26 protein-coding genes are annotated in these 25,914 nt (G+C 43.2%); 7 read left to right on the forward strand and 19 right to left on the reverse strand.

Annotated elements, in window-relative coordinates; all coding sequences use genetic code 11:
* Positions 1 to 6 precede the first annotated feature (6 nt).
* Complete coding sequence (locus tag U2P89_RS02970; RefSeq protein WP_076931898.1) at positions 7 to 387, reverse strand: VOC family protein; 381 nt, start codon at positions 385 to 387, stop codon at positions 7 to 9.
* A gap of 147 nt (positions 388 to 534) precedes the next feature.
* Positions 535 to 1,263: an MBL fold metallo-hydrolase gene (locus U2P89_RS02975; protein ID WP_322190573.1), complete on the reverse strand. Its 729-nt coding sequence runs from the start codon at positions 1,261 to 1,263 to the stop codon at positions 535 to 537.
* A gap of 225 nt (positions 1,264 to 1,488) precedes the next feature.
* On the opposite strand from U2P89_RS02975, the gene U2P89_RS02980 reads away from it, so the two are divergent.
* From U2P89_RS02980 to U2P89_RS02995, 4 genes are all read left to right on the forward strand, one after another.
* Positions 1,489 to 2,175 carry an MIP family channel protein gene (locus tag U2P89_RS02980; protein WP_091908002.1) on the forward strand — a complete coding sequence of 229 codons (687 nt, stop codon included), beginning with the start codon at positions 1,489 to 1,491 and terminating at the stop codon, positions 2,173 to 2,175.
* Between the two features lie 212 nt (positions 2,176 to 2,387).
* The gene (locus tag U2P89_RS02985; RefSeq protein WP_076931900.1) at positions 2,388 to 3,245 is read left to right on the forward strand and encodes an enoyl-ACP reductase FabI; all 858 of its coding nucleotides are present in this window, start codon (positions 2,388 to 2,390) and stop codon (positions 3,243 to 3,245) included.
* 72 nt (positions 3,246 to 3,317) lie between these two features.
* On the forward strand, positions 3,318 to 3,926 hold the full coding sequence (locus U2P89_RS02990) for an L-threonylcarbamoyladenylate synthase (protein ID WP_091908004.1): 609 nt from the start codon (positions 3,318 to 3,320) through the stop codon (positions 3,924 to 3,926).
* 76 nt (positions 3,927 to 4,002) lie between these two features.
* Positions 4,003 to 5,685, forward strand: coding sequence for a S41 family peptidase (locus tag U2P89_RS02995; protein WP_091908006.1), 1,683 nt, complete (start codon positions 4,003 to 4,005; stop codon positions 5,683 to 5,685).
* Positions 5,686 to 5,715: 30 nt separating this feature from the next.
* Here U2P89_RS02995 and U2P89_RS03000 read toward each other — a convergent pair whose 3' ends face one another.
* The 14 genes from U2P89_RS03000 to dnaG form a co-directional block, all read right to left on the reverse strand.
* A complete protein-coding gene (locus U2P89_RS03000) occupies positions 5,716 to 6,075 on the reverse strand; it encodes a hypothetical protein (protein WP_091908008.1) in 360 nt (119 codons plus the stop codon).
* Positions 6,076 to 6,119: 44 nt separating this feature from the next.
* Positions 6,120 to 7,106 carry a tRNA dihydrouridine synthase DusB gene (dusB, locus tag U2P89_RS03005; RefSeq protein WP_091908009.1) on the reverse strand — a complete coding sequence of 329 codons (987 nt, stop codon included), beginning with the start codon at positions 7,104 to 7,106 and terminating at the stop codon, positions 6,120 to 6,122.
* Positions 7,103 to 7,459, reverse strand: coding sequence for an arsenate reductase family protein (locus tag U2P89_RS03010; protein ID WP_019538245.1), 357 nt, complete (start codon positions 7,457 to 7,459; stop codon positions 7,103 to 7,105). Before U2P89_RS03010 ends, dusB begins: the two co-directional genes overlap by 4 nt.
* 311 nt (positions 7,460 to 7,770) lie before the next feature.
* Complete coding sequence (locus U2P89_RS03015) at positions 7,771 to 9,861, reverse strand: alpha-L-fucosidase (protein WP_322190574.1); 2,091 nt, start codon at positions 9,859 to 9,861, stop codon at positions 7,771 to 7,773.
* A 131-nt stretch (positions 9,862 to 9,992) separates the two neighbouring features.
* Positions 9,993 to 10,409, reverse strand: coding sequence for an EamA family transporter (locus U2P89_RS03020; protein ID WP_091908011.1), 417 nt, complete (start codon positions 10,407 to 10,409; stop codon positions 9,993 to 9,995).
* A gap of 10 nt (positions 10,410 to 10,419) precedes the next feature.
* Entirely contained in the window at positions 10,420 to 11,349 is a 930-nt protein-coding gene (locus tag U2P89_RS03025) for a siderophore ABC transporter substrate-binding protein (RefSeq protein ID WP_322190575.1), read from the reverse strand.
* Between the two features lie 178 nt (positions 11,350 to 11,527).
* Positions 11,528 to 12,286, reverse strand: a complete 759-nt coding sequence (locus tag U2P89_RS03030) for an ABC transporter ATP-binding protein (RefSeq protein ID WP_019538240.1) — start codon at positions 12,284 to 12,286, stop codon at positions 11,528 to 11,530.
* Entirely contained in the window at positions 12,283 to 13,233 is a 951-nt protein-coding gene (locus tag U2P89_RS03035; RefSeq protein ID WP_322190576.1) for an iron chelate uptake ABC transporter family permease subunit, read from the reverse strand. The genes U2P89_RS03030 and U2P89_RS03035 overlap by 4 nt, the downstream gene beginning before the upstream one ends.
* Positions 13,230 to 14,171 carry an ABC transporter permease gene (locus U2P89_RS03040; protein ID WP_076931910.1) on the reverse strand — a complete coding sequence of 314 codons (942 nt, stop codon included), beginning with the start codon at positions 14,169 to 14,171 and terminating at the stop codon, positions 13,230 to 13,232. The genes U2P89_RS03035 and U2P89_RS03040 overlap by 4 nt, the downstream gene beginning before the upstream one ends.
* A 261-nt stretch (positions 14,172 to 14,432) precedes the next feature.
* Complete coding sequence (locus U2P89_RS03045; protein WP_322190577.1) at positions 14,433 to 15,641, reverse strand: LL-diaminopimelate aminotransferase; 1,209 nt, start codon at positions 15,639 to 15,641, stop codon at positions 14,433 to 14,435.
* Between the two features lie 144 nt (positions 15,642 to 15,785).
* A complete protein-coding gene (dapF, locus tag U2P89_RS03050; RefSeq protein WP_322190578.1) occupies positions 15,786 to 16,610 on the reverse strand; it encodes a diaminopimelate epimerase in 825 nt (274 codons plus the stop codon).
* A 315-nt stretch (positions 16,611 to 16,925) separates the two neighbouring features.
* Entirely contained in the window at positions 16,926 to 18,236 is a 1,311-nt protein-coding gene (locus tag U2P89_RS03055) for an ABC transporter permease (protein ID WP_322190579.1), read from the reverse strand.
* Between the two features lie 73 nt (positions 18,237 to 18,309).
* The gene (locus U2P89_RS03060; RefSeq protein WP_322190580.1) at positions 18,310 to 19,209 is read right to left on the reverse strand and encodes an ABC transporter ATP-binding protein; all 900 of its coding nucleotides are present in this window, start codon (positions 19,207 to 19,209) and stop codon (positions 18,310 to 18,312) included.
* 121 nt (positions 19,210 to 19,330) lie between these two features.
* Complete coding sequence (gene dnaG / locus U2P89_RS03065) at positions 19,331 to 21,358, reverse strand: DNA primase (protein WP_076931923.1); 2,028 nt, start codon at positions 21,356 to 21,358, stop codon at positions 19,331 to 19,333.
* 112 nt (positions 21,359 to 21,470) lie between these two features.
* On the opposite strand from dnaG, the gene U2P89_RS03070 reads away from it, so the two are divergent.
* Complete coding sequence (locus U2P89_RS03070; RefSeq protein ID WP_076931924.1) at positions 21,471 to 22,490, forward strand: branched-chain amino acid aminotransferase; 1,020 nt, start codon at positions 21,471 to 21,473, stop codon at positions 22,488 to 22,490.
* A 1-nt stretch (position 22,491) separates the two neighbouring features.
* Here U2P89_RS03070 and U2P89_RS03075 read toward each other — a convergent pair whose 3' ends face one another.
* Positions 22,492 to 22,968: a CYTH domain-containing protein gene (locus U2P89_RS03075; protein WP_076931925.1), complete on the reverse strand. Its 477-nt coding sequence runs from the start codon at positions 22,966 to 22,968 to the stop codon at positions 22,492 to 22,494.
* 335 nt (positions 22,969 to 23,303) lie between these two features.
* On the opposite strand from U2P89_RS03075, the gene U2P89_RS03080 reads away from it, so the two are divergent.
* Positions 23,304 to 23,906, forward strand: coding sequence for an RNA polymerase sigma-70 factor (locus tag U2P89_RS03080; RefSeq protein WP_322190581.1), 603 nt, complete (start codon positions 23,304 to 23,306; stop codon positions 23,904 to 23,906).
* An 8-nt stretch (positions 23,907 to 23,914) separates the two neighbouring features.
* Here U2P89_RS03080 and U2P89_RS03085 read toward each other — a convergent pair whose 3' ends face one another.
* Complete coding sequence (locus U2P89_RS03085) at positions 23,915 to 24,220, reverse strand: helix-turn-helix domain-containing protein (protein ID WP_076931927.1); 306 nt, start codon at positions 24,218 to 24,220, stop codon at positions 23,915 to 23,917.
* Entirely contained in the window at positions 24,192 to 24,533 is a 342-nt protein-coding gene (locus tag U2P89_RS03090; RefSeq protein ID WP_076931928.1) for a type II toxin-antitoxin system RelE/ParE family toxin, read from the reverse strand. Before U2P89_RS03090 ends, U2P89_RS03085 begins: the two co-directional genes overlap by 29 nt.
* 138 nt (positions 24,534 to 24,671) lie before the next feature.
* Here U2P89_RS03090 and U2P89_RS03095 point away from each other — a divergent pair, with 138 nt between their 5' ends.
* Complete coding sequence (locus U2P89_RS03095) at positions 24,672 to 25,745, forward strand: FecR family protein (RefSeq protein WP_322190582.1); 1,074 nt, start codon at positions 24,672 to 24,674, stop codon at positions 25,743 to 25,745.
* Positions 25,746 to 25,914 lie beyond the last annotated feature (169 nt).

Consider the following 25,914-nt stretch of genomic DNA (forward strand, 5'->3'; position numbering starts at 1 on the left):
TACTATTTATTTCTTCAAAGGTAATACTTCTATCCAATATCCGTCGGGATCAATGATAAAATAAAGCCCCATTTTGTGATTTTCGTAACATACACAACCCATTTCCTTATGAAATGCTCTTACCTCATCATAATCTCCTTCTACACGGAGGCACAGATGCTGCTCGTTGTCACCCATATTATATGGCCTGTCCCAATCGCGAAGCCATGTGAGTTCGAGTGAAAAACCGGTGACACCATCTCCCAGAAAAACTAATACATAAGATCCGTCCAGTGCTTCCTTCCTGCGCACTTCCTTCAGTCCCAATGCCTTGTCATAAAACTCAATACTCTTTTGTAGATCGAACACATTAATATTATAATGGTCAAATCTTGCTTTTATTTCCATATTCTTTTGATAATTGATAATTGACAGTTGAATTTTCTTCGGAATGAGGGCAGAGGCAAGCTTGCTTGTACTATGCCGAATGACGACAGAAAATCAATGGAGTTAAAATTGAAAATTAGTGAACTCTAAAACCTCATATCCTACATCTTACATCCCAAATCCAAATGATTGTCCCCGATGTGATAACGGCAGATATTGGCAATCATACCAGGCAGCAATCTCTCCAAACCGGTTTGCTTTATCATAATTCTCTCCAAAATGCATCGGCAGGAAGAGATCGGTTTTTATACGTGATACAAATTGTTCCGCACCCCGCATAAAATCTTTTCCCAGCCGAGGATCAACAGGAAACATTGCCAAATAGAGACGATTGGTCTCTTCCGCCAACAGCTCCAGCTCACATAGAAAATAATTTTCATAGGAAAGAGCCTCTTCGGTACTGACCTCTTCACTCCAGTGCCAGTTATTCAAATCCCCGGCATGAAAAAAATGCCGGTTATTGTACCCCACCAGAAAAGAACCTCCGGCGTCAGTCGATCCGAACGCTTTTATTGTCAGTCGATGGTCTCGATACACCTCTTCTTTTTCGAGATAAAGTGCATCTCCAGTTTTGGATACTCCACTTTTTAATAACTCCTTAGAGAAAATATAGTGGATATTCTTTTTCCATTCACCCCAGGAAAGAATTTCCGGATTAAAATGATCATAATGCGAATGCGAGCATAAGACATAAAGCTCCTCCTCCTTATTGAGCAGGTAATCTTTCACCCAGCCAGAACCATCTTCACGGGGTGTATCTTGATAATAGTCGAAGAGGATCGAGAACCCTTCAAATTCAATCAGATAGCAACTGTGATATATATAGGTGATTGTCATAACTGAAATACTTACTATTAATAACAACTGACCGGACAAATGTTCAATGGGTTTCACATAAAAATTGATAAAAACATTAAAACAGGAAACCACAGTGTATCTGTGAATTTGTTTCTAAAAAATATGTGGATTCCCTCCACAATTTTCAATTTGGCTCGTAAATTATTACAAATTAATTTTTTTCTTTGCAGAATAGTGTATGTTTTACTAAAATATCAAAAAATCATGAAGAAGTATTTGGCAGAAATGATCGGTACGATGGTACTGGTATTAATGGGCTGCGGTGCAGCCGTATTTGCAGGGGCAGGACAACCTTTTGATTCTGTGGGTACGTTAGGCGTTGCTTTCGCATTCGGCCTTTCGGTAGTGGCAATGGCTTATGCCATCGGTAGTATTTCGGGATGCCATATCAATCCGGCTATCACACTGGGGGTATTCCTCTCGGGCAGGATGAACGGTAAAGATGCAGGCATGTATATGATCTTTCAGGTGGTCGGTGCTATTTTAGGTTCTTCCATCCTCTGGTTCCTTGCAAAAGATTCAGATTCCACTACCACCCTCACCGGGGCAAATGGCTTTGCCGACGGACAGTTGTCAATTGCCTTTGTAGCAGAAACGGTGTTCACTTTCATATTTGTACTGGTTGTACTGGGAGTGACCGCTAAGAATGGCCTGAATAAATTTGCCGGACTGGCTATCGGTCTGGCATTGGTACTGGTACACATTGTCTGTATCCCCATCACGGGAACTTCAGTGAATCCGGCCCGCAGTATAGGACCAGCCCTTTTCGAAGGAGGTGCGGCATTAGGACAACTTTGGTTGTTCATTGTAGCTCCGTTGCTCGGTGCTGCGATAGCTGCCATTGTCTGGAAAGGGATTACAGTAGAGAATGATGCAATGGAAGCTGCATAATTCAGGTATCTGAAAATTTAGAAGAAAGGGAGTGGATCTATCGGTCCACTCCCTTTTTTGTGGGTATCGAGAACTTATTTCCACGCTAAACGTTTAGTTATTGCACATTTTTTGTAAATTTGCGCAGTTTTTCGAAACGAATCACGGCAAAATTCAAATAAAAGTTTGGTAATAATTGAACTTTTACTTGGAGAATCAAAATTGAAAAAATTATGAGTTACAATTTATTAAAAGGTAAAAGAGGTATTATCTTCGGTGCGTTGAACGATCAGTCTATCGCCTGGAAAGTAGCTGAAAGGGCTGTTGAAGAAGGTGCCATCATTACATTGTCAAATACTCCCGTTGCAGTCCGTATGGGAGATACGGCCAAACTGGGAGAGAAGCTTAATGCCGAGATCCTTCCGGCAGATGCCACCAATGTGGAAGATCTTGAAATGGTTTTTTCCAAATCGGTGGAGATATTGGGTGGAAAAATTGATTTCGTTCTCCATTCCATCGGTATGTCGCCCAATGTTCGTAAAAAACGGACATATGATGACTTGGATTATGATATGCTTGCCAAGACTCTTGATATCTCAGCCATCTCCTTTCACAAGATGCTGCAAGTAGCCCGTAAATTAGACGCTATTGAAAGAGGCGGCTCAATGCTCGCACTCACTTATGTAGCTGCACAACGTGTCTTTTACGGTTATAACGACATGGCCGATGCCAAAGCACTGTTGGAATCCATCACCCGCAGTTTCGGATATATCCTTGGCCGCGACAAAGGGGTACGTGTAAATACCATTTCGCAGTCACCGACAATGACTACCGCCGGAAGCGGTGTAAAAGGGATGACCGACCTGATGGATTTCTCTGAACGGATGGCTCCCATCGGAAATGCTGATGCCGACGATTGCGCCGATTACTGTATCGTGATGTTCTCCGACCTCACGCGTAAGGTAACCATGCAGAATCTCTATAACGACGGAGGATTCTCCAGTATGGGTATGAGTCTCCGTGCAATGAAACAATATAGCAATGGGCTGGATGAAAATCGCGACGAAGAGGGAAATGTGATCTACGGATAATATTCCACTAATTATAAATAAATTAGCTTCGATCGATAAGGTTGAAGCTATTTTTTTATACATTTGCAGGTTATGATAGTGAAATTATATAATGAAAACCCCAATCCGCGGGAAATTGAAAAAGTGGTCTCAGTACTTCGTGACGGAGGTATCGTGATCTACCCTACCGATACCCTTTACGGTATGGGGTGCGATGCCCTTAACGTGCGTGCGGTGGAAAAGATATGCGACCTGAAAGGGATCAATCCGCAAAAAAGTAATTTATCGATCATCTGTAATGACTTGAGCATTATCAGTGAATATGCTAAAGTGAGCACGCCCGTCTTTAAGCTGATGAAACGAAACCTACCCGGACCATTCACATTCATTCTGCCAACAACATCGTCATTGCCCAAAATCTACAAGAACAAAAAGACTGTCGGCATCCGTGTCCCCGACAATAATATCGTCAGGGAGATCGTGGCACAACTTGGCAATCCGGTATTGAGTACATCCGTAAAAGACGATAATGATGAGATGGAATATACCACCGATCCGGAACTGATCCACGAGAAATGGGGAGAGATCGCAGATATCGTGATCGACGGCGGTTTTGGAGGAGTTGAACCTTCTACGGTGGTCGATTGTACTTCTGACGAACCGGAGATTACCCGACAAGGCAAAGGAGTGTTAAATTTCTGAGATTTTATAAACGCAATTAAATTCTTTTCTATTTTCGCTGTCTAACATTTTAATTAATTGCATAAAAGCCACAATTATGAAACGATTATTTCTCATCTTCCCTCTTATCGCCACATTGATAATTGTGGTCTCATCCTGCGATCCCAAAGAGACTCCGGACACATCACTGGGAGATGTTGTTTCAGTCACATATGATGCCGCAAGCCAATCGTTTGTAGTAAAATATAGCAAAGGTGCTGAAAAAAAATACCCTGCAGAAATAGACAATACAACAAATCCGCCTACAGCCAGTGCTGTTTTAGAGGATGGTACTTCGGTATGGACAAACAATGCAAATGCTACAGGAGAGGCATCTACTGCCAACAAAGAAACAGTCAACTACGTAAACGAATGGATCTATGATGAAATGGCTATTTATTATTTATGGAACAACGAATTACCCCGGAATCCGGACTATTCACTAATCCCCAATAAATTTTTCAATTCCATCTTATATACATTTCACCCTACAACTAATCCTGATGGTGACCGTTTTTCATGGATTCAGGAAAATTATGTAGATCTATTAGATAATCTGAGCGGCGTAAGTTCCTCAGAAATAGGCTTCGAATATATTTTTGTCGGAGTAACTGATGCCCAATATTATGCATTGGTGCTTTATCCTAAATCGGGGACAGACGCAGAAGCGAAAGGAATTAACAGGGGAAGATTTATTATTCAGGTAGACGGAAATGACATTACTCCCGACAATTACAGTAGTTTGTTTGGAGGTAACGGAACAAAACGCCTGCGTATGGCAGATTGGGTCTACGATCCGGATGAACAGGGCTTCTATCTACAGGATTCCGGCGAAGAAATTATTCAAATGCATTCCAGATATGCAGAAAATCCAGTCTATTTTGATAATATCTATACAATAGGGGATAAGAAAGTAGGATATCTGGTATATAACTTTTTTGCCCGGGACAAGGGAGATGACAGTAGCGACTACGATAAGCTCCTGATAAGCAAACTCAGCAGCCTGCAATCGCAAGGGATCAATGAGATGGTACTCGATCTTCGCTATAACGGCGGCGGCGCCGTATCGTCCGCCATTGCCCTTGCCAGTGCATTAGTGAAAAACAGGTCTACCAACAATGTATTGGTCACATCAGAATATAATAACCTTGTTCACAGCGAGCTAAGAAAAGAGTATGGTGCCGATTATAATAAGGAGTATTTTATTGATAAGATTATGGATACTTCTGTATCAATTCCTTCATTAGATTTACCACGTCTATATGTACTCACTAGTGAATGGACCGCATCTGCCAGCGAACTCATAATAAACGGGCTAAAACCGTATATGGATGTAATTTTGATCGGTGAAACCACCTATGGAAAAAATGTAGGCTCCATTTCTATCTATGAAGAAAATGATCCGAAAAACAAATGGGGGATGCAACCTATTATAGTAAAATATTACAATAGTAACGGAGAATCAGATTTTACGGCTGGATTTAATCCCAATTATGAAGTGGATGAATTCGAGGATCTGTTTTTATTTGATTTTGGAGATACGAACGATCCTCTCCTTGGGACAGCTTTATCTCTTATAGGCGGACAGACATTGTCTACCCGTGTCTCATCAATCTCTACACCGTTTCGCTCTTCACAGGTAGATGAAAAAGCTTCTGTCAAATTGCGACAAAACAGACTCCGTTTTGATATGCATGATGATGTGCGTGGAGACGCTATCAGAAACTTGATGAAGAAGTAGAAACAAAATTAGTAGATAAAGGATAAAATATCACTTTGCCCACAATGGGTGTTTCTTTATCCTTTTATTCTCAATCGCGTCATATTTGATATACTGGTCACGTTCCAGAATTTTTTGCAGTTCCGTATCGCGTTCCTGTTTCAGTTTTTCAATACGTTTCTGCTTCTTACATAGAAAGCAATGTTCGGCTTTATTGACTTCCAGCAGAAAATTCAGTTCCGTTTCCCGGAGTTGTTGTGCCTGCGCATCATCAAAACCGATCAATTCCTGCATGGAGGTAATTTTTTCTTCCACACTGTTTGCCAATACCTTCTCTATAATAGAAGACTGTTGAGCGGAAAGACCTATAATTGTCAACAATAAGATAGACAGGACTAAAATCTTCTTCATATCTATTCTGATTTTTTACTAAGACCATTACAACAGGAAACTGTTTAATCCACCCGGAATTTCTCCGGTATCTCATCCATAATGGAGAACAGTTCTTTGAGGGTATTGGCACGCAGCATGGCAATGCGTGTGGCTTTAAAATCAGGGATACCTTTAAATAAAGGCGTGGCAGCCAGGTGGCGGCGCATATGGAGGATCCCCCGCGTTTCGTCGATCCGCTCCACACTTTCGAGTACCTGTTTCTTCAGGATATCGAGATACCAGCGGAATGGCTCTTTGGGCAGATGCTCTCCGGTCTGCAGGTAATGCTTTGCCTCCCTGAATATCCAGGGGGCACCGATGCTTCCACGCCCGATCATCACCGCATCCACACCCGTTTCATCAAAACGCTGCCGGCACTGCTCCACCGTGTCTACATCGCCATTACCGATAATCGGGATATACATACGCGGGTTATTTTTCACCTCCCGGATCAATGTCCAGTCGGCCTGACCCTTGTACATCTGGGAGCGGGTGCGCCCGTGAATGGTCAATGCCACGATACCACAGTCCTGCAACTGTTCTGCCAACCGCACGATAATTTTAGAGTCTTCATCCCATCCCAGTCGGGTCTTGACCGATACCGGTTTTTTTACCGCTTTGACCACCTTCTCGGTAATATCGAGCATCACATCAGGTGTTTTCATCATCCCCGAACCGGCTCCCTTACCGGCTATCTTCTTTACGGGACAACCAAAGTTAATGTCGATAAGATCAGGATCGGAATCTTCACAGATTTTGGCGGCCTCCACCATCGCTGCAGGATCACTACCATAAATCTGTATCCCGAGAGGACGCTCCTTTTCACTGAAGAGGATTTTTTCCTTGGTTTTCTTTATATCGCGGATAAGGGCATCACTCGATATAAACTCGGTATAGACCATATCGGCTCCGAACTGCCTGCACAGCAGCCGAAACCCGATATCGCTCACATCCTCCATAGGAGCGAGAAAAACGGGATTATCCGGAAGTTCTATATTAGCAATCTTCATCCTAACTTTTCTTTCCACTCTATTTCGTTAAAGCCGACCAGCACAAAGTCGTCAGCCACGATAATGGGACGTTTTACTACCATACCATTGGAAGCCAGAATCCCGAGTAACTCATCACGAGAGGCTGTTTTTACCTTTTCCTTCAAATTCTGCTCCTTGTAAACCAATCCCGATGTATTGAAGAAACGGCTGATAGGCAGACCGCTTCTGTCAATCCACAGCGAAAGTTCTTCGCGGGTAGGATTCTCTTCCACAATGTGCCTTGATGTCACATCCACATTGTTTTCTTCCAGCCATTTGGCAGCTTTACGGCAAGTGCCGCATTTGGGATATTGTAAAAAAAGAGGTTTCATTCTATTATTTTATTTAGAATCAGGAATCAAGACTTATTTTAAGCAGTCAGAGCCGGGAAATTAGAATTCAGAATTTAGAAGTTTGGGAAGTGGGAAAGTAATTAATTACCAATTAACAATTACTAATTACCAGTGGATAACGTGCCACAAATCCCATATCGAAAATCCCAAATATAAAATCTTAAATCTTGAATCTATATACAAAGATAATCAATGAGATGTAAATAATAAAATATAGCCACAACGGCGAAAAAGTCTGGTCTCAACAAAACCGTCAATCTTATCCGGAGAGACAGGTTAAGCGGAACTATCTAACGGAGGATCAGATTAATATTGTTCAAACGCAGCGGCGAAACATTCGAAGACGAATCGGCAGAGCGGATAGAAATCCGGTGTTCATCACCTCTTCCCAATGTGACAGGTGAAAGTTTCTGTGTATATACCGTCCACTCATTCAACGGAGTGATGCCATAAGTAAGTTCTTTCTCAAATCCGTTATAATATTTAATTATTAGTTGATTTTGTCCTTTCTTTAGCGGTAAAAGCACGATCTCGTCCTGTTGCTTTATCCTCTCGGGAGAAAAATGAGCTGTGACGTATTCACCATTCAGCAGGATATAGACAGCATTGCCGCTTTTGATCTTCACGGCCGCAGTTTGTTCACGTACCGACTCCAATTCCTGCAGGAAGACCACACTTGCACGCGGAAGGATTGGCTCGGTATGGCTCTCGCCGTAACGGAAATCATCGACTGCCATCCAACGCGAACCGGCGGCATTCACATCCACCTCCTGTATACCCTCTTCTTCTACATTCCCAAAAACACCCCTGCCCGGTTTTCTGTACAAATTACCCCATTTCACGCTGCTTCCGGGGAGCTTTACCGTTTCGGAAGCATCCGCCTCCAAAGTGACGGGGTATTTCTGCCCGTCGATCTCCCATTCAATCTTTCGGCCTCTTTCATTCCCCGTGAAAGTGATTTGTGGCGAAAGGGACCGTTTACCGGAACGAAGCACCCAATCGTAACCAATCACACTCTTGTAACCTGCATAATAGTTAAGGCTGGAATGGCCAAAGAGGCAAACAGCATTTCGGGGAGTTAATATCCCGTTAGTGACTACTGATGGGGGAATAACACTATAGCCATCCTCAAACGTAATCTTCAATACGGGAATGGCTTCTCCGGCTGAAACAGCAGAGAGATCGATCTCCAACTGCTCTTTGTTTTGTGAGTAAGGCAGCAGATCTCCCGATGACAACAGGCTCACTCCGCTTACTTTACCATTGAAACCGGACAGTTCGATCTTACCGGACGCCGGCATTCTTTCCACAAAGGCAAACAAATTCCCTTCTTTCGTAGTGATATCACCCCAGGCGAACGGTTGATGGAACGGGTTGTGATGAGTTCCATAGATAGCTTCATTATTGGATCTCACCCATTTACCAATTTCAAGTAAGACCTCACGTTCGAACTCTACCACAGAGCCATCCCCTTTCGGTCCGATATTGAGCAGGAAATTTCCTCCCCTGCTGACCACTTTGATAAGGCTTTCTATTTTTTCTCTTACTTTCAGTTGTACCTCACCCCTTTCTTGCCAGGAACGGTAACCCCAGGTTTCATCGAACATGGAAGCGGCCGTCTGCCAGGGTACACCGATTTGATAATCAGGATATTCATTATCTCCCATCACCGAAAAATCCACATAATCGTTCCCCAGGCGGCCACTGATCATACATTGCGGCTGCAGCCGATTGACCAGTTCATACAATCCCTTACTTTGCTCAGGCGTAAGCGAACCCATATCAAACCAGATTTCGGAGAGAGGCCCGTAATTCGTCATAATCTCCTCTACCTGCTTCAGGTTGAACGCATAATGCTCCGGTGTCAGCGGGTCAGCATTATGACTTGAAATAGGATAAGCCTGAGGGAAGTGCCAGTCGATCAACGAGAAATAGACACCAAACGCAATCCCACCCCGTTCACAGGCTTCGGCCAGTTCTTTCATCAAATCCCTGCCGTAAGGAGTAGCATCCACAATATTGTAATCGGTATGAGCAGAATGATACATGCAAAACCCGTCGTGATGCTTGGATGTGAAGACGATCGATCCCATTCCTGCCTCTTTTGCGAGCGACACAATACTGTCGGGATCCCAATTGACAGGATCAAATTCGTTGGCTGTATTCCCATACCAGTCACTGAAGATCCCTGCGAACGATTGGATCTGTTCACTATAACCCCGCGTGACGGGCTCACCTTCATATACACCTCCATACACGGAATACAATCCAAAATGAATAAACATGGAGAACTTACGGTCGAGCCACTCCTGCGACGGTTTTTCCTGTGCGGAAAGTAAGACAGCACAGCAACAAAGAATCAGGGTTGTTTTCAGTTTCATCTGATATTCAACTTTGAGATAACATTTTTAGCATCAAGTACCGGAACAATTTAGCACAAAGATAATGATTACAAATTATCTGACCCCTAAATTTAATAAACTATCCACTGGCCGTTTGTTAGCTCAGTACTTTACTTCACCACCAGCAGCAATGTCCCGGCTACAATCAACACCGCGGCAATAGCCGTACGCAAGGTGATGGTTTCTCCCAGAAAGATCGCAGCCAATAAGATTGTCAGAACAATACTAAGTCTATCTAACATGGCTACCTGAGTAACATCACCGAGTTGTAACGCTTTGAAATAGAATATCCAGGAGAGGCCGGTAGCTACTCCCGATATAACAAGAAAAACAATATTCTGCCATGATAGGGTATGGATCCCCTTCGTTTCACCCCGACTGAAAACAATTAGCCAGATCATGATCAGGATAACAATAGTCCGGATCCCGGTTGCGAGATTGGAATTGATATTCGCTACGCCTACCTTGGCAAAGATTGCTGTAAGGGCAGCGAATAAAGCTGAAAGGAGAGCATACACCCACCACATGTCTTTTATTTTAGAGTGCCTTTGATACCTCGTCTATCATCATATTGACGGATGTGATTCCGCCACCGGCAAGATACCATACTTCGGGATTCAAATAAAATATTCTCCCGTTCTGAGCGGCATTGGTCTGCTTCACAAGCTTGTTTTCTACCTCTTCTTTATCCATAACAGCATTTCCTACGATCATGCTCCGGTCGACGATAAAAATAATATCCGGATTGGCTTTCTGGACAAATTCACTCGACACAGGTGTACCGTGAATTTGTGTACCCAACCCTTTTTCAGCTTCCTGATAGCCCAGTACATCATGGATGATACCGAAACGAGAGCCACTACCGTAGGCGCTGAACCGTCCCCTGTTATGCAACAGGATAAGCGCTCTTTCATCCGACGCTTCCACTTTTGCTTTCATCTCTTCGACCTTCGTTTCGATCTCCGCGAACGCCCGGTCTAACTCATCCTGTTTACCAAATACCCGTCCGAGATCGTCCAGATTGGCTTTAAAAGCGCCAAGGAAATCGGTAGTTCCCATTACGGTAGGATACATCACCGGAGCGATGGCAGAAAGGTCTTTATAGAAATCGGCCAGCCTTCCTCCGATGATGATCAGATCAGGCTGCAGTTCATTAATTTTCTCCAGATTGACCTCTACTACGGTTCCTACATCCACTATGGAAGGATCATCTTTGTACTTACTTAAGTGGCTTGGTACTCCTGATTTAGGGATTGCGACAGGTTTAATACCCAGGTAATCGAGATTCTCCAAAGCGGAAAAATCAAGAGCTATCACCCGTTCCGGATTCACAGGTACCTCTACCGTCCCTAAAGTATGAGTTACTGTAACAGTCTCTCCTGTTCTCTCTCTTTGTTGCTGGTTACCGGTACAACCGGACAGGGCGATGATTGTGCCCAATGCGAAAAGGAATATTTTTGTTTTCATACCTCTTTGATTTGTTGATTGATTAATTTAATGTTTGAGAAATTAGAACTAAGAAGTTCAAGAAGTAGAGAAGTAATTAATTACCAATTATCAATTACTAATTACCAATTTCTTTTGAATTTTGAATCTTAAATTTTAATTTTTCACTTTTAGTTTTTAGTTTACAACGTCTTAAATTTTACATAAAATAATTACAGACTTTTTTCTGATTAAACTCCGATACATTGATCGCGATGTCGAACACATCTTCCAACACTTTTTCATTGATAATGTTGTCAGTAGTATCACAATATTTCACTTTACCATCTTTCAGGGCAACAATATAATCGGAATAATGAGATGCAAAATTGATATCATGCAACACGATAATAATGGTTTTATTCCATTCATCTGCCAGCCTGCGCAAAGTCTTCATTGTTTGTACCGAATGTCTCATATCCAGGTTGTTCAACGGTTCGTCGAGCAACACATACTCCGTATCCTGTGCCACCACCATCGCCATATAAGCCCTCTGTTTTTGTCCACCACTCAATTCATCGATATAGGCATTTTCAATATCTTTCAGATCCAAAAAACGGATCGCCCTGTCTACTTTTTCATTGTCTTCATCGGTCAGCTTATCCTGCGAATAGGGAAACCGGCCGAACGATACTAACTCCCGCACGGTCAGCTTCAGCCGTATATGGTTGGATTGTTTCAGAATAGAAAGTCGTTGTGCCAATACCTTATTCTTATAATCAGACACATTCTTTCCATCTACCGTCACCACACCGCCGTCTTGCGCCAGCAAACGACTTACAATGGATAGCAGGGTACTTTTTCCTGCACCGTTACTCCCGATTAACGAGGTAATCTTTCCTATGGGAAACTGCAAGTCGACACCATCCAACACAATCTTCCTGCCATATTGTTTTGATATATTTTTTACTTCAATCATAGTTTTCTTACTCGTAACAATAAAAACATAAAATACAATCCCCCCACAAGATTGATAATAGCACTTACCGGGATAGAGAGATGAAAGAGCCGCTCCATTACAAATTGCCCACCCAACAAGGTGACGGCAGTAACCAGACAACAGGCAGCAATAATTACACTATGCCGGTGTGTCTTAAATAACTCATAGGTGAGATTGGTCACCAGCAGGCCCAGGAAAGTGATAGGGCCGACCAGAGCAGTGGAAACTGACACCAGTATAGCAATAATTATCAGGAAGAGTTGTACCGTACGGTTATAATTCAGTCCCAGGTTAATTGCCTGATCCCTGCCCAATGCCAGCACATCCAGATATTTGGTCGTCCGAAAACCGACAACCAGAAGCACTACCAATACTCCCGCCGAGGGCCATAACAGATCACGGTTGATCTTGTTGAACGTAGCAAACATCTTACCCTGTACGATAAAATAATCGCTCGGGTCAATCAGCAACTGCATAAACGAACTGAGACTGTTGAACAGGGTACCCAGTATAATCCCGACAAGCAGTAATAAATAGAGATTGTCTTTTCCCTTCCTGTATATTAATATATATAGTAAAAAGGCAAATCCAATCATTCCCAATACCGACAGGAAGAAATTATCTAGACTACTGAGTACATGGAATGTCAAATCACCATAGATAAACACGATCACGGTCTGGATCAGCAGATACACCGATTCAAATCCCATGATGGAAGGGGTGAGTATCCGGTTGTTGGTAAGCGTCTGGAAAGCGACGGAGGAGTAAGCCACACAGCAGGAGACAACCAGGATAGCCAGTACTTTTACACCTCGTAGACGCAGGGCAAACTCCCAATTGCTCCCCATATCATAGAAAAGGAAGAGGGCAGCCGCTACCAACAATAACAGGATCGTAACCAGAAAATTCTTTTTTATCCCCTTCATCTCTTCCTTATTATCAGTATGAGAAAAATGATTGCTCCGATAATACTTACCGTTACCCCGATAGGTACTTCGTAGGGATATATCACCACCCGGCCGGCAATATCGCATAACAGGAGGAAAATAGCTCCCGACAAGGCAACCAGAGGCAATGTTTTCTTCAGGTTATCTCCAAAGAGAAGACTCACTACATTGGGAACGATCAGTCCCAGAAAAGGAATGGCGCCCGCAGTGATCACCACAGCACTTACAGTGAGTGATACGCAGAAAAGACCGATATTCATGATTGCTGTATAATTCAATCCCAGATTCCGGGAAAAATCCTCTCCCATCCCTATGACAGTGAACTTGTTGGCGTAGAGGTAAGTGATAATGATGGCAGGCAGGCTGAGATAGATCAGTTCATAGCGCCCTTGCAGGATACCCGAAAAATCACCCATCATCCAGGCATTGGTATCCTGCACGATGTTCAGTCTTACAGCGAAAAAGGTGGATATCGAACCAATGATCCCTCCGAACATCAATCCTACCAACGGGACAAACACTACGTTGCGGTAGCGTATCTTCCGCACAATAGCCAGAAAGATGAGGCTGGCAACAAACGTAAAGAGGAAAGCCAATATCATTTTTATGGCCGACCCTGCCGTAGGAATAAAGATGAGAAAGATAAGCAACCCCATTTTAGCTGCTTCGAGCGTACCGGCTGTAGTAGGAGCCACAAACTTATTCTGTGTCATCTGCTGCATGATCAAACCGGATATGCTCATTCCTACTCCGGCGAGTATCAGTGCAGCCGTGCGGGGAATACGACTGATAGAGATCAGTGCTAACTTCTCCGCATTCCAATGAAATATATCGGCAACAGAGATATCTGCCACCCCCACGAAGAGGGATACCACCGCACACACAAGTAAAACAAGCGTAAGAATAAGTGTTCTCAAATAACCTCCTTTATATTATCGGCATAAAATCGCACACACCCACATTCCACAACGTGATTGCCATAGAAAAACGATGAATAGCCGATTTCATTAAGGTACAAAGGTACAAGCAGCCGTTATTCCTTACAATAGCAATAATTGAGTATTCACACACTCATTTTCACCCTTAACCTACCATTTTTGGGTATAAAAACAGATCGTATTCTTAAAATAGACGAATCCAGGAATCCCATTTATTTGAGAAGAGAATAGGTAGTTTTATTATTGTTGGAAATTTTTTATTCTTTCAATCGCCTCTTCTGTTTTCTCCAAACTATTGAAGGCGGTCAACCGGAAATAGCCTTCGCCTTTGGAGCCGAATCCTACGCCGGGTGTGCCTACAATATGGCACTCCTGGAGCAGGCGATCGAAAAATGTCCATGAATCCATGCCACCGGGACATTTCAGCCAGATATAGGGAGAATCTTTGCCGCCAAAGAAAGTCCATCCTTTTTCTGTTAGTCCTTCCCTGATCATCTCCGCGTTACGCATATAGTAAGAAACCATTTCGCGTACTTCCTGTTGGCCCTCCGGTGAATAAACGGCTTCGGCTGCCTTTTGGACAATATAGGGCGTACCATTGAATTTGGTGGACTGGCGGCGGTTCCATAAGCCGTTCAGCGATATATTGCTCCCTTCTGCGGATCTTGCTGTCAGCACTTTCGGCACCACCGTATAGCTACATCGCAAACCGGTGAATCCGGCATTTTTGGAGAAAGAACGGAACTCGATGGCACACGCTGCAGCTCCCTCAATTTCATAGATGCTATGAGGTATTTCCTTGTCCCGGATAAAAGCCTCATAGGCCGCATCAAACAGAATAAGACTCCTGTTTTCCAACGCATAATCCACCCATTGTTTGAGTTGTTCCCTGGTCATCACCGTACCCGTAGGATTGTTGGGATAACAGAGATAGATCACATCCGGGCGCTGCGAAGGCATTTCGGGCAGAAAACCATTCTCCTCTCCACAAGGTAGCAACACAATCTTTGAGGACTTACCCAAGCGCATAATATTGGTGTCGAGATAGACAGGATAGACAGGATTGGTGATAGCCACAACATTGCCCTCTCCCAGGATATCACCAATGTTACCCGTATCGCTTTTAGAGCCGTCACCCACAAAAATTTCACCGGGTGAGATATCAATCCCTCTCTGCCTGAAATCGACCTCCGAGATCTTCTCCCGCAAAAAAGCATATCCCTGTTCCGGTCCATAGCCGCGAAAAGTCTCCTTTACACCCATTTCATCCACTGCATTATGCATGGCTTGGAGAACAGATGGAGGCAGAGGCAGTGTCACGTCTCCGATCCCCAACCGGATAATATCGGCTTCGGGATGTGAAGCACTGAATTTCTCTATTCTTTTAGCTATGGTATTGAACAGGTAACTTTCATTTAGTTGCAGATAGTTCTCGTTGATTTCAAACATATATTCGATTTGTTGATTGAATGAGATTGAGTGAGATTGAAGAAGATTGGTTAAATCTAACCACCTAGACATCTTTCCACTTTTTTTTCCACTTATAATTGGCACATTATTCACTACTTGTCCCGATTTATCGGGATTGGCACATTAAATTTCGCCTTTGAATACAAAATGGGCATCACCGGTAAGATAGACCTGATTGTCATCCCTATCCCATTCAACTTCAAGTAGTCCTCCTTTGAGTTGAACAGAGGCTTTGGTATCGCACCGGCCTGTGATCACCCCGGCGACCAACGAAGCACATGCTCCGGTTCCACAGGCAAGCGTCTCGCCGCTTCCTCTCTCCCATACCCGCATCTTCAAATGGCTTCGGTCAATCACTTCAATAAATTCCACATTGGTCCGTTGCGGGAACAAAGGTTGATGTTCGATCAGTGATCCAATTTTCTCAATATCCAGCTTATCAATACCGTCCATAAAGATGACTACATGCGGATTGCCCATTGAGACAAAGGTGATGGGACACTCTTTACCATTCACCGACAGGGGATAATTCACCATCTCAGGAATTGTAACCAAATTCGAATCGGAGAAAATCGCTTTTCCCATATTTACCCGGACACTTTCTACCTTATTGTTCTGTGGATTCACCGTCAACAAAAGATATTTTATCCCCGATTTGGTGTTCAATGCAATCTCCTTTTTTGTAGTCAATCCTCTTTCATAAAGATATTTGCCCACGCAGCGTGCCGCGTTGCCGCACATCGCACCTTCACTACCGTCGGCATTATACATCTTCATCGAAAAATCACCCTCTTCATCAGGTCCGATAAGGACAAGCCCATCACTTCCGACACCAAAATGACGATCACTTATCCGGCGGGATAATACTTCAGGATCATCCACTTGTTCTTCGAACAGGTTGACATAAATGTAGTCATTACCTGCGGCTTGCATTTTTTCAAACTTCATACGATTGAAACTTTGTTGCATTCTCTATCAAAATAGGGTTTGGCACCGGATCCCGAAATAATGATGCCCTATTATCCAAAAAAACACCTGCGTGATTCCATAGAATCAGGCAAGTGTTTTAAGATTATATGCAATAAATGTGATCTGCTTTATCATCTGGACTACATTATCGCGACTGAAACAAAATACTATATCCTCCTCAGTAAATATTTAAACGATTTCGTATAAAACAACCCATTCAAATAGAAAATTGCTAATTATTTGACAAAAATACAACTTTTTGTTTTATTTTCATGTAAAAAACAATCAAAAGTTTTATTTATATTTCACCCATTTCACCATCTCTTTGATAGATGGCTTCTTACCGTACATCAAAATACCTACCCTGTAGATTTTGGCAGCAAGTATCGATATAAGTATAAATGTACCATAGAGCAGCACGACCGACAACAGTTTCTCCCACAATGGTATTCCGAAGGGAATACGCACCATCATCACAATGGGCGAACTGAATGGAATCAGTGACGCCCAGAAAGCCAGGGGTCCGTCGGGATTATTCACGCTATAGAATCCGGCCAGGAAGGCAAACACGATAATAAGCGTTACAGGAGTCATAAACTGGCTTGTGTCCTCCTCACTATCGACTGCCGATGCAAACATGGCGAAGATAGACGCGTACAGGATATATCCTCCAATGAAAAACAGGATAAAATAGAAACCGATCTCCAGCCAGTTGACTGACATAACCGTATTCATGATTCCTTCCATATCGAAGCTACTCATTTCGGCCGGCATAGCAGTGTCCATCTGTCCGGGAGAGGCGATAAAAAAGGAGAGTCCGCTGAAGAAGAGTCCCATCAATATCCCCCAGATAATCAATTGGGTAATCCCTACCAATCCGATTCCTACCACTTTACCCACCAGCAGGTTGACCGGTTTTACGGAAGATACCATCACCTCTACGATCCGGCTTTTCTTCTCTTCCAGCACCGCCTGCATCACCATGTTGCCATACATCAGTATAAACATATAGATAAGTATGGTGAACAGCATCCCGATGATGGTAGCCAGTTCGGTAGAGGATTCCGAGACGCCTCCGCCGCTGTCGAGGCGTAATGTCCGCAAAGAGACCCTTGATCCTTCTTCCACAATGGAGCGTACCTGTGTAATAGCTTCCCTGTCCACATTACCCGACGATGAAAGATCATCCAACTTTTGTTGTGTGACTTTTTCGTTCAACGTCCTCACAATCATCGACTGGAGCTCCTGTGGAGCCTGTTTCTGGGATGTGAGCGAAACCGCCCGGGGATTTTTGTTCAGGTCTTCGGTAATCTGTAAAATAGCAAACAGGTCCTTTCCCAATCTCGATTCCGGCTCCTGCTGCTCCGATCCGCCTATCACCTGAAACTGATAAGCATCAGTTGATTTCAATAGTGGTGCATAGATACCCGTATTGTCTATTACGGCTACATTCTTCACACTCCCGTCATTAAGGGTAGAAAGCCATAGGGGGACTAATGACAAAGCCACCATCAATAACGGCATAAGGAGCGTAAGGATAATAAATGATTTCTTTCTTACCCTGGTGATATATTCTCTTTGGATTACTAAACCTAATCTGTTCATGTGCAATGGATATTCAGTTGATTTTTAAATTCCCTGTGGAGATTTAACTCATCGAAAACGATTAATTGTATTTTTATCTTGTGACGGTTCTGATGAACACATCGTTCATGGTAGGCAGTTCTTCATCGTAACTCATTACCTCATACCTGTCGAGAATTAATCTCACCAGTTCATTACTGCTGATATCGCCCTCCTTTTGGATACGCAGATCAATAAATTCATGGTAAGGCTCTTTCGACAACAAAGTAAAGGAAGGATGTTCCAGATCGAATTCATTGCCCATCAGCCGGAACCGGAAAATATCGGGACGATGTTCCTTGCGGATATCAAATACTTTTCCCTGCAATACCACCTGCGACTTATGGATCAGCGCGATATTATCACACAACTCCTCTACCGATTCCATATTGTGTGTAGAGAGAATGATGGTCTTTCCTTCATCCTTGAGGCGTAACATTTCCCTCTTCACGATATCCGCATTCACGGGATCGAAACCACTGAAAGGTTCGTCGAAAATCAACAGATCAGGATTATGGATTACGGTGGAGATAAACTGTACTTTCTGCTGCATCCCCTTCGATAATTCCTCTACCTTACGATTGTACCAGTCCATAATGTCGAATCGCTTGAACCATATCATCAATTCACGATGTGCATCTTTTTTAGATAATCCCCTCAGTTGCGCCAGATACATCGCCTGCTCCCCTACTTTCATTTTTTTGTATAATCCGCGCTCTTCGGGCAGATAACCGATTTTGTACACATCTTCGGCTTTTGAGGGGCGACCGTCGATCATCACTTCCCCACTGTCAGGGGCAGTAATACGGGTAATGATACGGATAAGCGTAGTTTTACCCGCACCATTCGGTCCTAACAATCCGAAAACAGTAGCACGGGGAACCTGAATACTCACTTTATCCAGCGCCAGATGATTGGCATACTGCTTTACTACATTACTGGTTTCTAAATACATCTATTTTAATTTAATTACCAATTACTAATTACCACGGGAAACGAACTATCACCGGAAATACAACTATCGGCGAATCCATTATCGCAAAGCTATATCGTGCGAAGCATACTATCATCTTAGTCTAATATTTTAGTATAATCCTTTCTCCCAACTCTTTCGAGAGAATTTTTTTGATCTCTTGCAACTGCTGGAGCCGGACAATAAGAGAAAGAGAATCATCCGGATTACTTTTTCGCATCTCCTCTTTTATCTCCTTGATCTGTTGCAGGACATAGGCATTTTTCAGTTCTGTCGTCGCGCGGGGCACATAGGAATTCAGCAGGTTTTCCTCCAACAGTCGGGAATCTTTGTCATCGAGTTCTTCTCCCAGTATCTTCGCATGGATCTTACTCAGATGATAGCGGTCACTCATCAACTCCGATGCCAGTTTGCTGATAACCGGATCGACATGCGACAGAAAATGACGACCGGAATCGAAATCCATATCCTCCATATACGCCACAGCTTCTTCAAAAATCCGTTTGTACAAGCCAGTAGTAAACGTGATATTATCACGCTCCAGGTCGAACTTTACAAATTCCGTTACACCCGGCCCCTCTTCTACCAACACATCCTCTTCAATGACCTCTTTACCCTGTTTCCGTTTCTGTTTTTCAAACTTACGGTAAATAGGTCTGTTACCATAGCGGACTACATAACGTAGTATCTCCTTTTCATATTTTTCGTAAGGACTTTTTAAAGAAACCTTGCTTTTTGTCTCTTCCCCGGGTATTGGCATATCTTCCGGTTCACGCTCCGGCAGCAAAACGGGCTCTTTCTCTTTTTGTTCCTTCTTCCTTTCGTAATTGCGGCGACGTATCTTATTGATCTCCGAAATCAGTACCCGCTCCTGTATATTCAACAGTTGGGAGCATTCCTGAATATAAACAGAACGGGTAATGGTATTAGGTATTAACGCGATACTCTCCACCACACTCGATATCAATCCTGATCGCTTGACGGGATCATCTCCCACCTCTTTCAACAACAGTTGTGTTTTAAAACGGATAAAATCGACCTCATTCTCCGCAATATATTGATGAAAACCCTCTGCATTCTGCTTTCTTGCAAACGAATCGGGATCCTCTCCTTCGGGAAGAAGTACTACTTTCACATTCATACCGTCTTCCAGCAGCAGGTCGATCCCTCTCAGCGCTGCTTTAATCCCCGCCGCATCGCCATCATAGAGGACAGTAATGTTCTCGGAGAAACGGTGTATCATACGGATCTGCCCGTAGGTAAGCGCCGTCCCGGAAGAGGCCACCACATTTTCAATTCCCGCCTGATGCATAGAGATCACATCAGTATATCCTTCCACCAGAAAACATTTGTCCTGTTTTACTATGGCATTTTTGGCGAAATAAATTCCGTAGAGTTCCTTGCTTTTGGAATAAATCTCACTTTCGGGGGAGTTCACATACTTCCCCGTATTCTCTGCCTTTTTGAGGATACGACCACCAAAAGCGACTACCTTCCCCGAAAGTGTATGGACAGGAAAAATCACCCTTCCACGGAAACGGTCGAAAAGCGGTTGATTGTCGTTACCGGTAGATAATCCTGTTTTCAGCAAGTAATCGCGTTTGTATCCGGCTTTCTGTGCCTCGACCGAGAAGGCATCGCGTTGCTCCAGGCTGTAACCAAGCTGGAACTTTTTCACGATATCGTCGCGGAATCCTCTTTCGCGGAAATAGGAAAGTCCGACGGCCTTCCCTTCGGGATGCGTATGAAGTATCTTTACAAAATAATCACGGGCATACTCATTGAGGATAAACATACTGTCCCGATCGCTCTGGGCCTGCTTCTCCTCATCGGTAAACTCTTTCTCCACCACCTCGATATTGTACTTGCGGGCAAGATACTTCAACGCCTCGTAATAGGAAAGCTGCTCATGCTTCATCACGAAGTGTATCGGGGTTCCCCCTTCGCCGCAGGCAAAACACTTACAGATATTTTTGGCGGGAGAAACGTAAAACGAAGGAGTACGGTCGTCATGGAACGGGCACAAACCCACATAGTTCACCCCCCGGCGGCGGAGCGTGACAAAATCGGATACGACATCTACAATTTGTGCCGCATCCTGAATACGTCCTATAGTTATCTGGTCGATCATTTGGCAGTACGAAAATACTAATTTTTCCTGTAAAAGAATGCTAATTACAAAAATAAAGCCCTATATTTGTAGGGTATTTAGTCTAACTCAAATACTATTAAATATTACGAAAATGGATGCAATCGACTGGTCGAATTTATCATTCGGCTACATGAAAACCGACTATAACGTCCGCTGTTATTACCGCGACGGCAAATGGAGCGATCCCGAACTGGAAACATCGGAATATATCAACCTTCATATGGCAGCTACCTGTCTGCATTATGGACAGGAAGCCTTTGAAGGGCTAAAGGCTTTCCGCGGGAAAGACGGTAAAATCCGCATTTTCCGGATGAGAGAGAATGCACTGCGTTTGCAATCCTCCTGCCGCGGCATCATGATGGCGGAACTGCCGGTAGAACGCTTTGAAGAGATGGTGCTGTTAGCCGTGAAGAAAAATGCACATTTTGTACCGCCTTACGAGAGTGGAGCATCATTGTATATCCGTCCGCTGCTGATTGGTACCAGTGCCCAGGTAGGAGTAAAACCGGCCAAAGAATATACTTTCCTGATTTTTGTCACACCGGTAGGTCCTTACTTTAAAGAAGGTTTCAAACCTACTCCTATGGTCATCATGCGTGAATACGACCGTGCCGCTCCACTCGGCACAGGGACTTACAAGGTGGGTGGAAATTATGCCGCCAGCCTGCGTTCGGGTGAGAAAGCACACGAAATGGGTTATTCCGCCGTGCTTTATCTCGATGCAAGGGAAAAGAAATATATCGACGAGTGTGGCCCGGCCAATTTCTTCGGGATCAAGGACAATACCTATATCACCCCGAAATCGGAATCCATCCTGCCCTCCATCACCAATAAGAGCCTGATGCAACTGGCTGAAGATATGGGAATGAAAGTAGAACGCCGCCCGGTTTTGGAAGAGGAACTTGCTACCTTCGAGGAAGCGGGAGCCTGCGGTACGGCTGCAGTAATCAGCCCCATTTTAAGGATCGACGATTTGAGTGAAAACAGAAGTTACCATTTTTCCAAAGACGGCAAAGCAGGCCCGGTTAGCGAGAAGTTATACCATAAACTACGTGCCATCCAATATGGCGACGAACCTGATAAGTACGGATGGGTAACAGTGGTGGAGTGATTTATTCACTACTCCATTCCTTATATGGATGCATGGACAGGAACGAGTTGTAATACCGCACATTTCCGGTCACCTCATCTCCCAGCCAGTCGGGGCGATCAAACGATTCTTCTTCATCTTCCAGTTCGATTTCAGCAATAACCAACCCATCGTTATCGCCGTAGAATTCATCTACTTCGAACAGATGTCCACCGTAATCAATTAAGTACCTGGTTTTTTCAATCACCGGATTTTCACATAACGCAAGCATCTCTTCGGCATCCTCCATAGGAATCTCATATTCCCATTCATGGCGTTTGATTTTGCCTTCTGCCAAAGCGCTCTTGATAGTGATAAATGCTCTTTCACCCTTGATCCGTACACGGATCACACTTATTCCGGAAAGGGAAAGATAACCCTGTTTGATAGAAAAACTTTTGGATGATTGTGATTTATAATCACCCCCGACAAGAAACTTGCGTTCAATTTCGTATCCCATATGCATTAAATATATGACAGTTATAACAAAGAAAATGTGAAAGTGTTGCGTGTATGAGAATACAAAAAAATAACTATGCTTTTAAAATTCCGTAATCGCTACGAAAAAATAAAAACATAGTTAAGATTTTGGTTGGATTAAAAAATCAATGCGCGTAATTCTATTTTTCAATGAATCCGGAACAAAAATAGAGAATTATTCCCTATGAATGATGATATTTGTAAAACGATTCAAGTATCTGTAGAAAAATTCCACAGTGGAGTCTTTACAACATATTTTCAACCCCCGGATACGTATGGTTGATTTTTGAGGTGTCTTTATTTAAAATCCGTTGCATGCAACGTATCGAACCCGACATACAACAACTATTCACCTGCATAAAGGAAGATGATAAAGAGGCGTTCAATTGTTTATTCCGATTGAAATACGAGTCACTCTTGTTTTTTGCGAAAAGCTACCTTGGCGAAACGGGGAAAGCAGGTGAGGTGGTCTCCGACCTGTTCGTCTGGCTTTGGATGAACCACGAACGCATTGGCGACATTGGTTCACCCGAAATCTATCTTTTTAAAAGCGTGAAAAACCGTTGCCTGAACGCTCTAAGGGATTCAAGTAAGGTCGTGCCACTCGACGAACAACCCATAACGGAACAATCATTGGCCGACAGCAATCCTCTTTCAAGAATGGAACACAAGGAACTGTCGGCAAGACTGCATGCTCTTATCGAAAACCTGCCCGATCAGCAAAAACAGGTTTTCAAGATGATAAAGGAAAGCGGTCTCTCTGCCCGACAGACAGCCAAAATTCTCCACCTTTCACACCGAACCGTCGAGACACATCTCTATAAAGCCGTGAAAAAACTCGAAGAGGAAATCACCCTCTATCTGGGCTATTCTCCCCGCAAAAAGCAAATGAAAAAGATAATGGCAGTGTTGTGGTAATTTTAAAATTATCCTACTTGCCGGGTGATCTCTATCCTCAAATTCAAAGCATTCATGATACGGTAAAAAAATCCTACGCTCGGATTAACAATACCATTCTCTATTTTAGAAATATAGGATTTATCCACTCCTAATCTTTTTGCAAGCTCCGTCTGGGTGATCTTTTCACTTTTACGCGCATCCAGAATGACCTGCCCGGTATAAAAGGCATATGCCCTTTCATCGAATTCGGCCCGTTCCGGCGTACCGGGTTTTCCGAATTCTTTTTCCAGTTCAGCACTTAAGTCATGTATTTCGAATTCCTTTTTGTTCATTATATTCTCTTTTTATTTTTAATGCTTTTTCTATCTCCCCTTTCGGGGTTTTTTGTGTTTTCTTACGAAACCCATTGAAAAGGACAACTATTTTATCTTCATCAAAAATGAAAAACAGTCGGAATATATTTCCATTATATGTTATTCTCAATTCATACAAATCATCTTTTATATATTTGATAAATTTGACAGGTAATCGATCTTGAGTTTCGAGCAATAATAATACGTATTTTACTTTCAATTGCTCTTTATCGGTCAATGAATGTAAAAATGTATGATAGTACTCCCCAAAAGCAATAATCTTCCTTCTCATGGCACAAATATATATAAAGTTGATATATATTGCAACTTTTATGGCTGTTTTTTATTGCATATCGGAATTTTTTTTTCTTATCGCTACGTATTTTTTGTCGCCGCTGTGTCCTTATTATAAACGACAAACTTTACAGCAATGACAAAAGAAACATTTGTCGCTTTATTATCCAAAGAGATAGGCGGTAATATATCGGAAAAAGAGCGGGCGGATCTACAGCAAACGCTGACAGAGAACCGTCAGTTGAAGGAAATCTATGATGAAATCTATGGATTCATGCAGGATAGAGAAGCTCTGTCCGATGTAGATATTGATGCCAGACTGGATGAAGTATGGGATAAGATCGCCGGAATGCCTGAAACCGGTTACCATATATCGGAGCCACGTAAACGTATAATGCCGTCTGCCATTGTTTGGCATCCGCAAAAGCCGTTACAGTCAAGTAAACATATAATCCCCGTATGGGCCCGGATTGCCGCAGCGATAGCTATCCTGATCGGATTAAGCTGGTCGGCTTACTATTATCTTTTACCCAAGCAGGAGCTTTATAGCCAGGTGATGGAGTCAGGCGATGAGAACCTGTACGCCGTCCTTGATGACGGTACACAGGTGTGGCTTAACAAACACTCCCGAATCGCATATAATGACCGTTTTGGCGAGAAGGATCGTAAAATACACCTCACTGGTAAAGCGTTCTTCGATGTAACACATCGTCCCGAGGTACCCCTCACCGTAACCGCACGCGACATAGATGTGACGGTAAAAGGAACCGCCTTTAATGTGGATGCTGCCTCTTCGGACATTGAAGTGGCGCTGATACGCGGATTGATAGCAGTGAAAGACAACCGGAGGAAAAATACCAAAGAGATATTGTTACAACCTAACCAAAAAATCGTAGTGCGTGACGGTCATATCATCTCGGGTGACAGTAATTATGTTGTCCGTGATTTGGTACAGGAAAACGATACGATCATTCCCGAAACACAATGGTTGAAAGGCTCACTGGTTTTCCAGAAACAGCGGTTTTCCGATTTAGCCAAGCTAATGGAAAAGCGTTATCAGGTAACCATAAAAATAAAAAATGCCGCATTGGCAGAACAGCGTTTCACGGGCAGTATCAAGAGCGAAACACTACAACAGATGCTTGACGCCCTGAAACAATCCTATCCATTCACCTACGAAATAGACGGTAAAGAGGTTATTATCCACTGAGTCATTATCGGCTAAATAAAAAATATCATCACTATAGAGCCTGTAAGAAAACCTAAAACAGTACACGCATGCAACATACCACCACACAATATTTGAGAACAACTCTACTTTTAATTAGTCGACCCTTAAAAAGCATTCAATAGTCTATAATACAGTAAAATAGTAGATA

Source organism: Proteiniphilum sp. (genome assembly GCF_034331125.1).
Taxonomy (GTDB): Bacteria; Bacteroidota; Bacteroidia; order Bacteroidales; family Dysgonomonadaceae; genus Proteiniphilum; species Proteiniphilum saccharofermentans.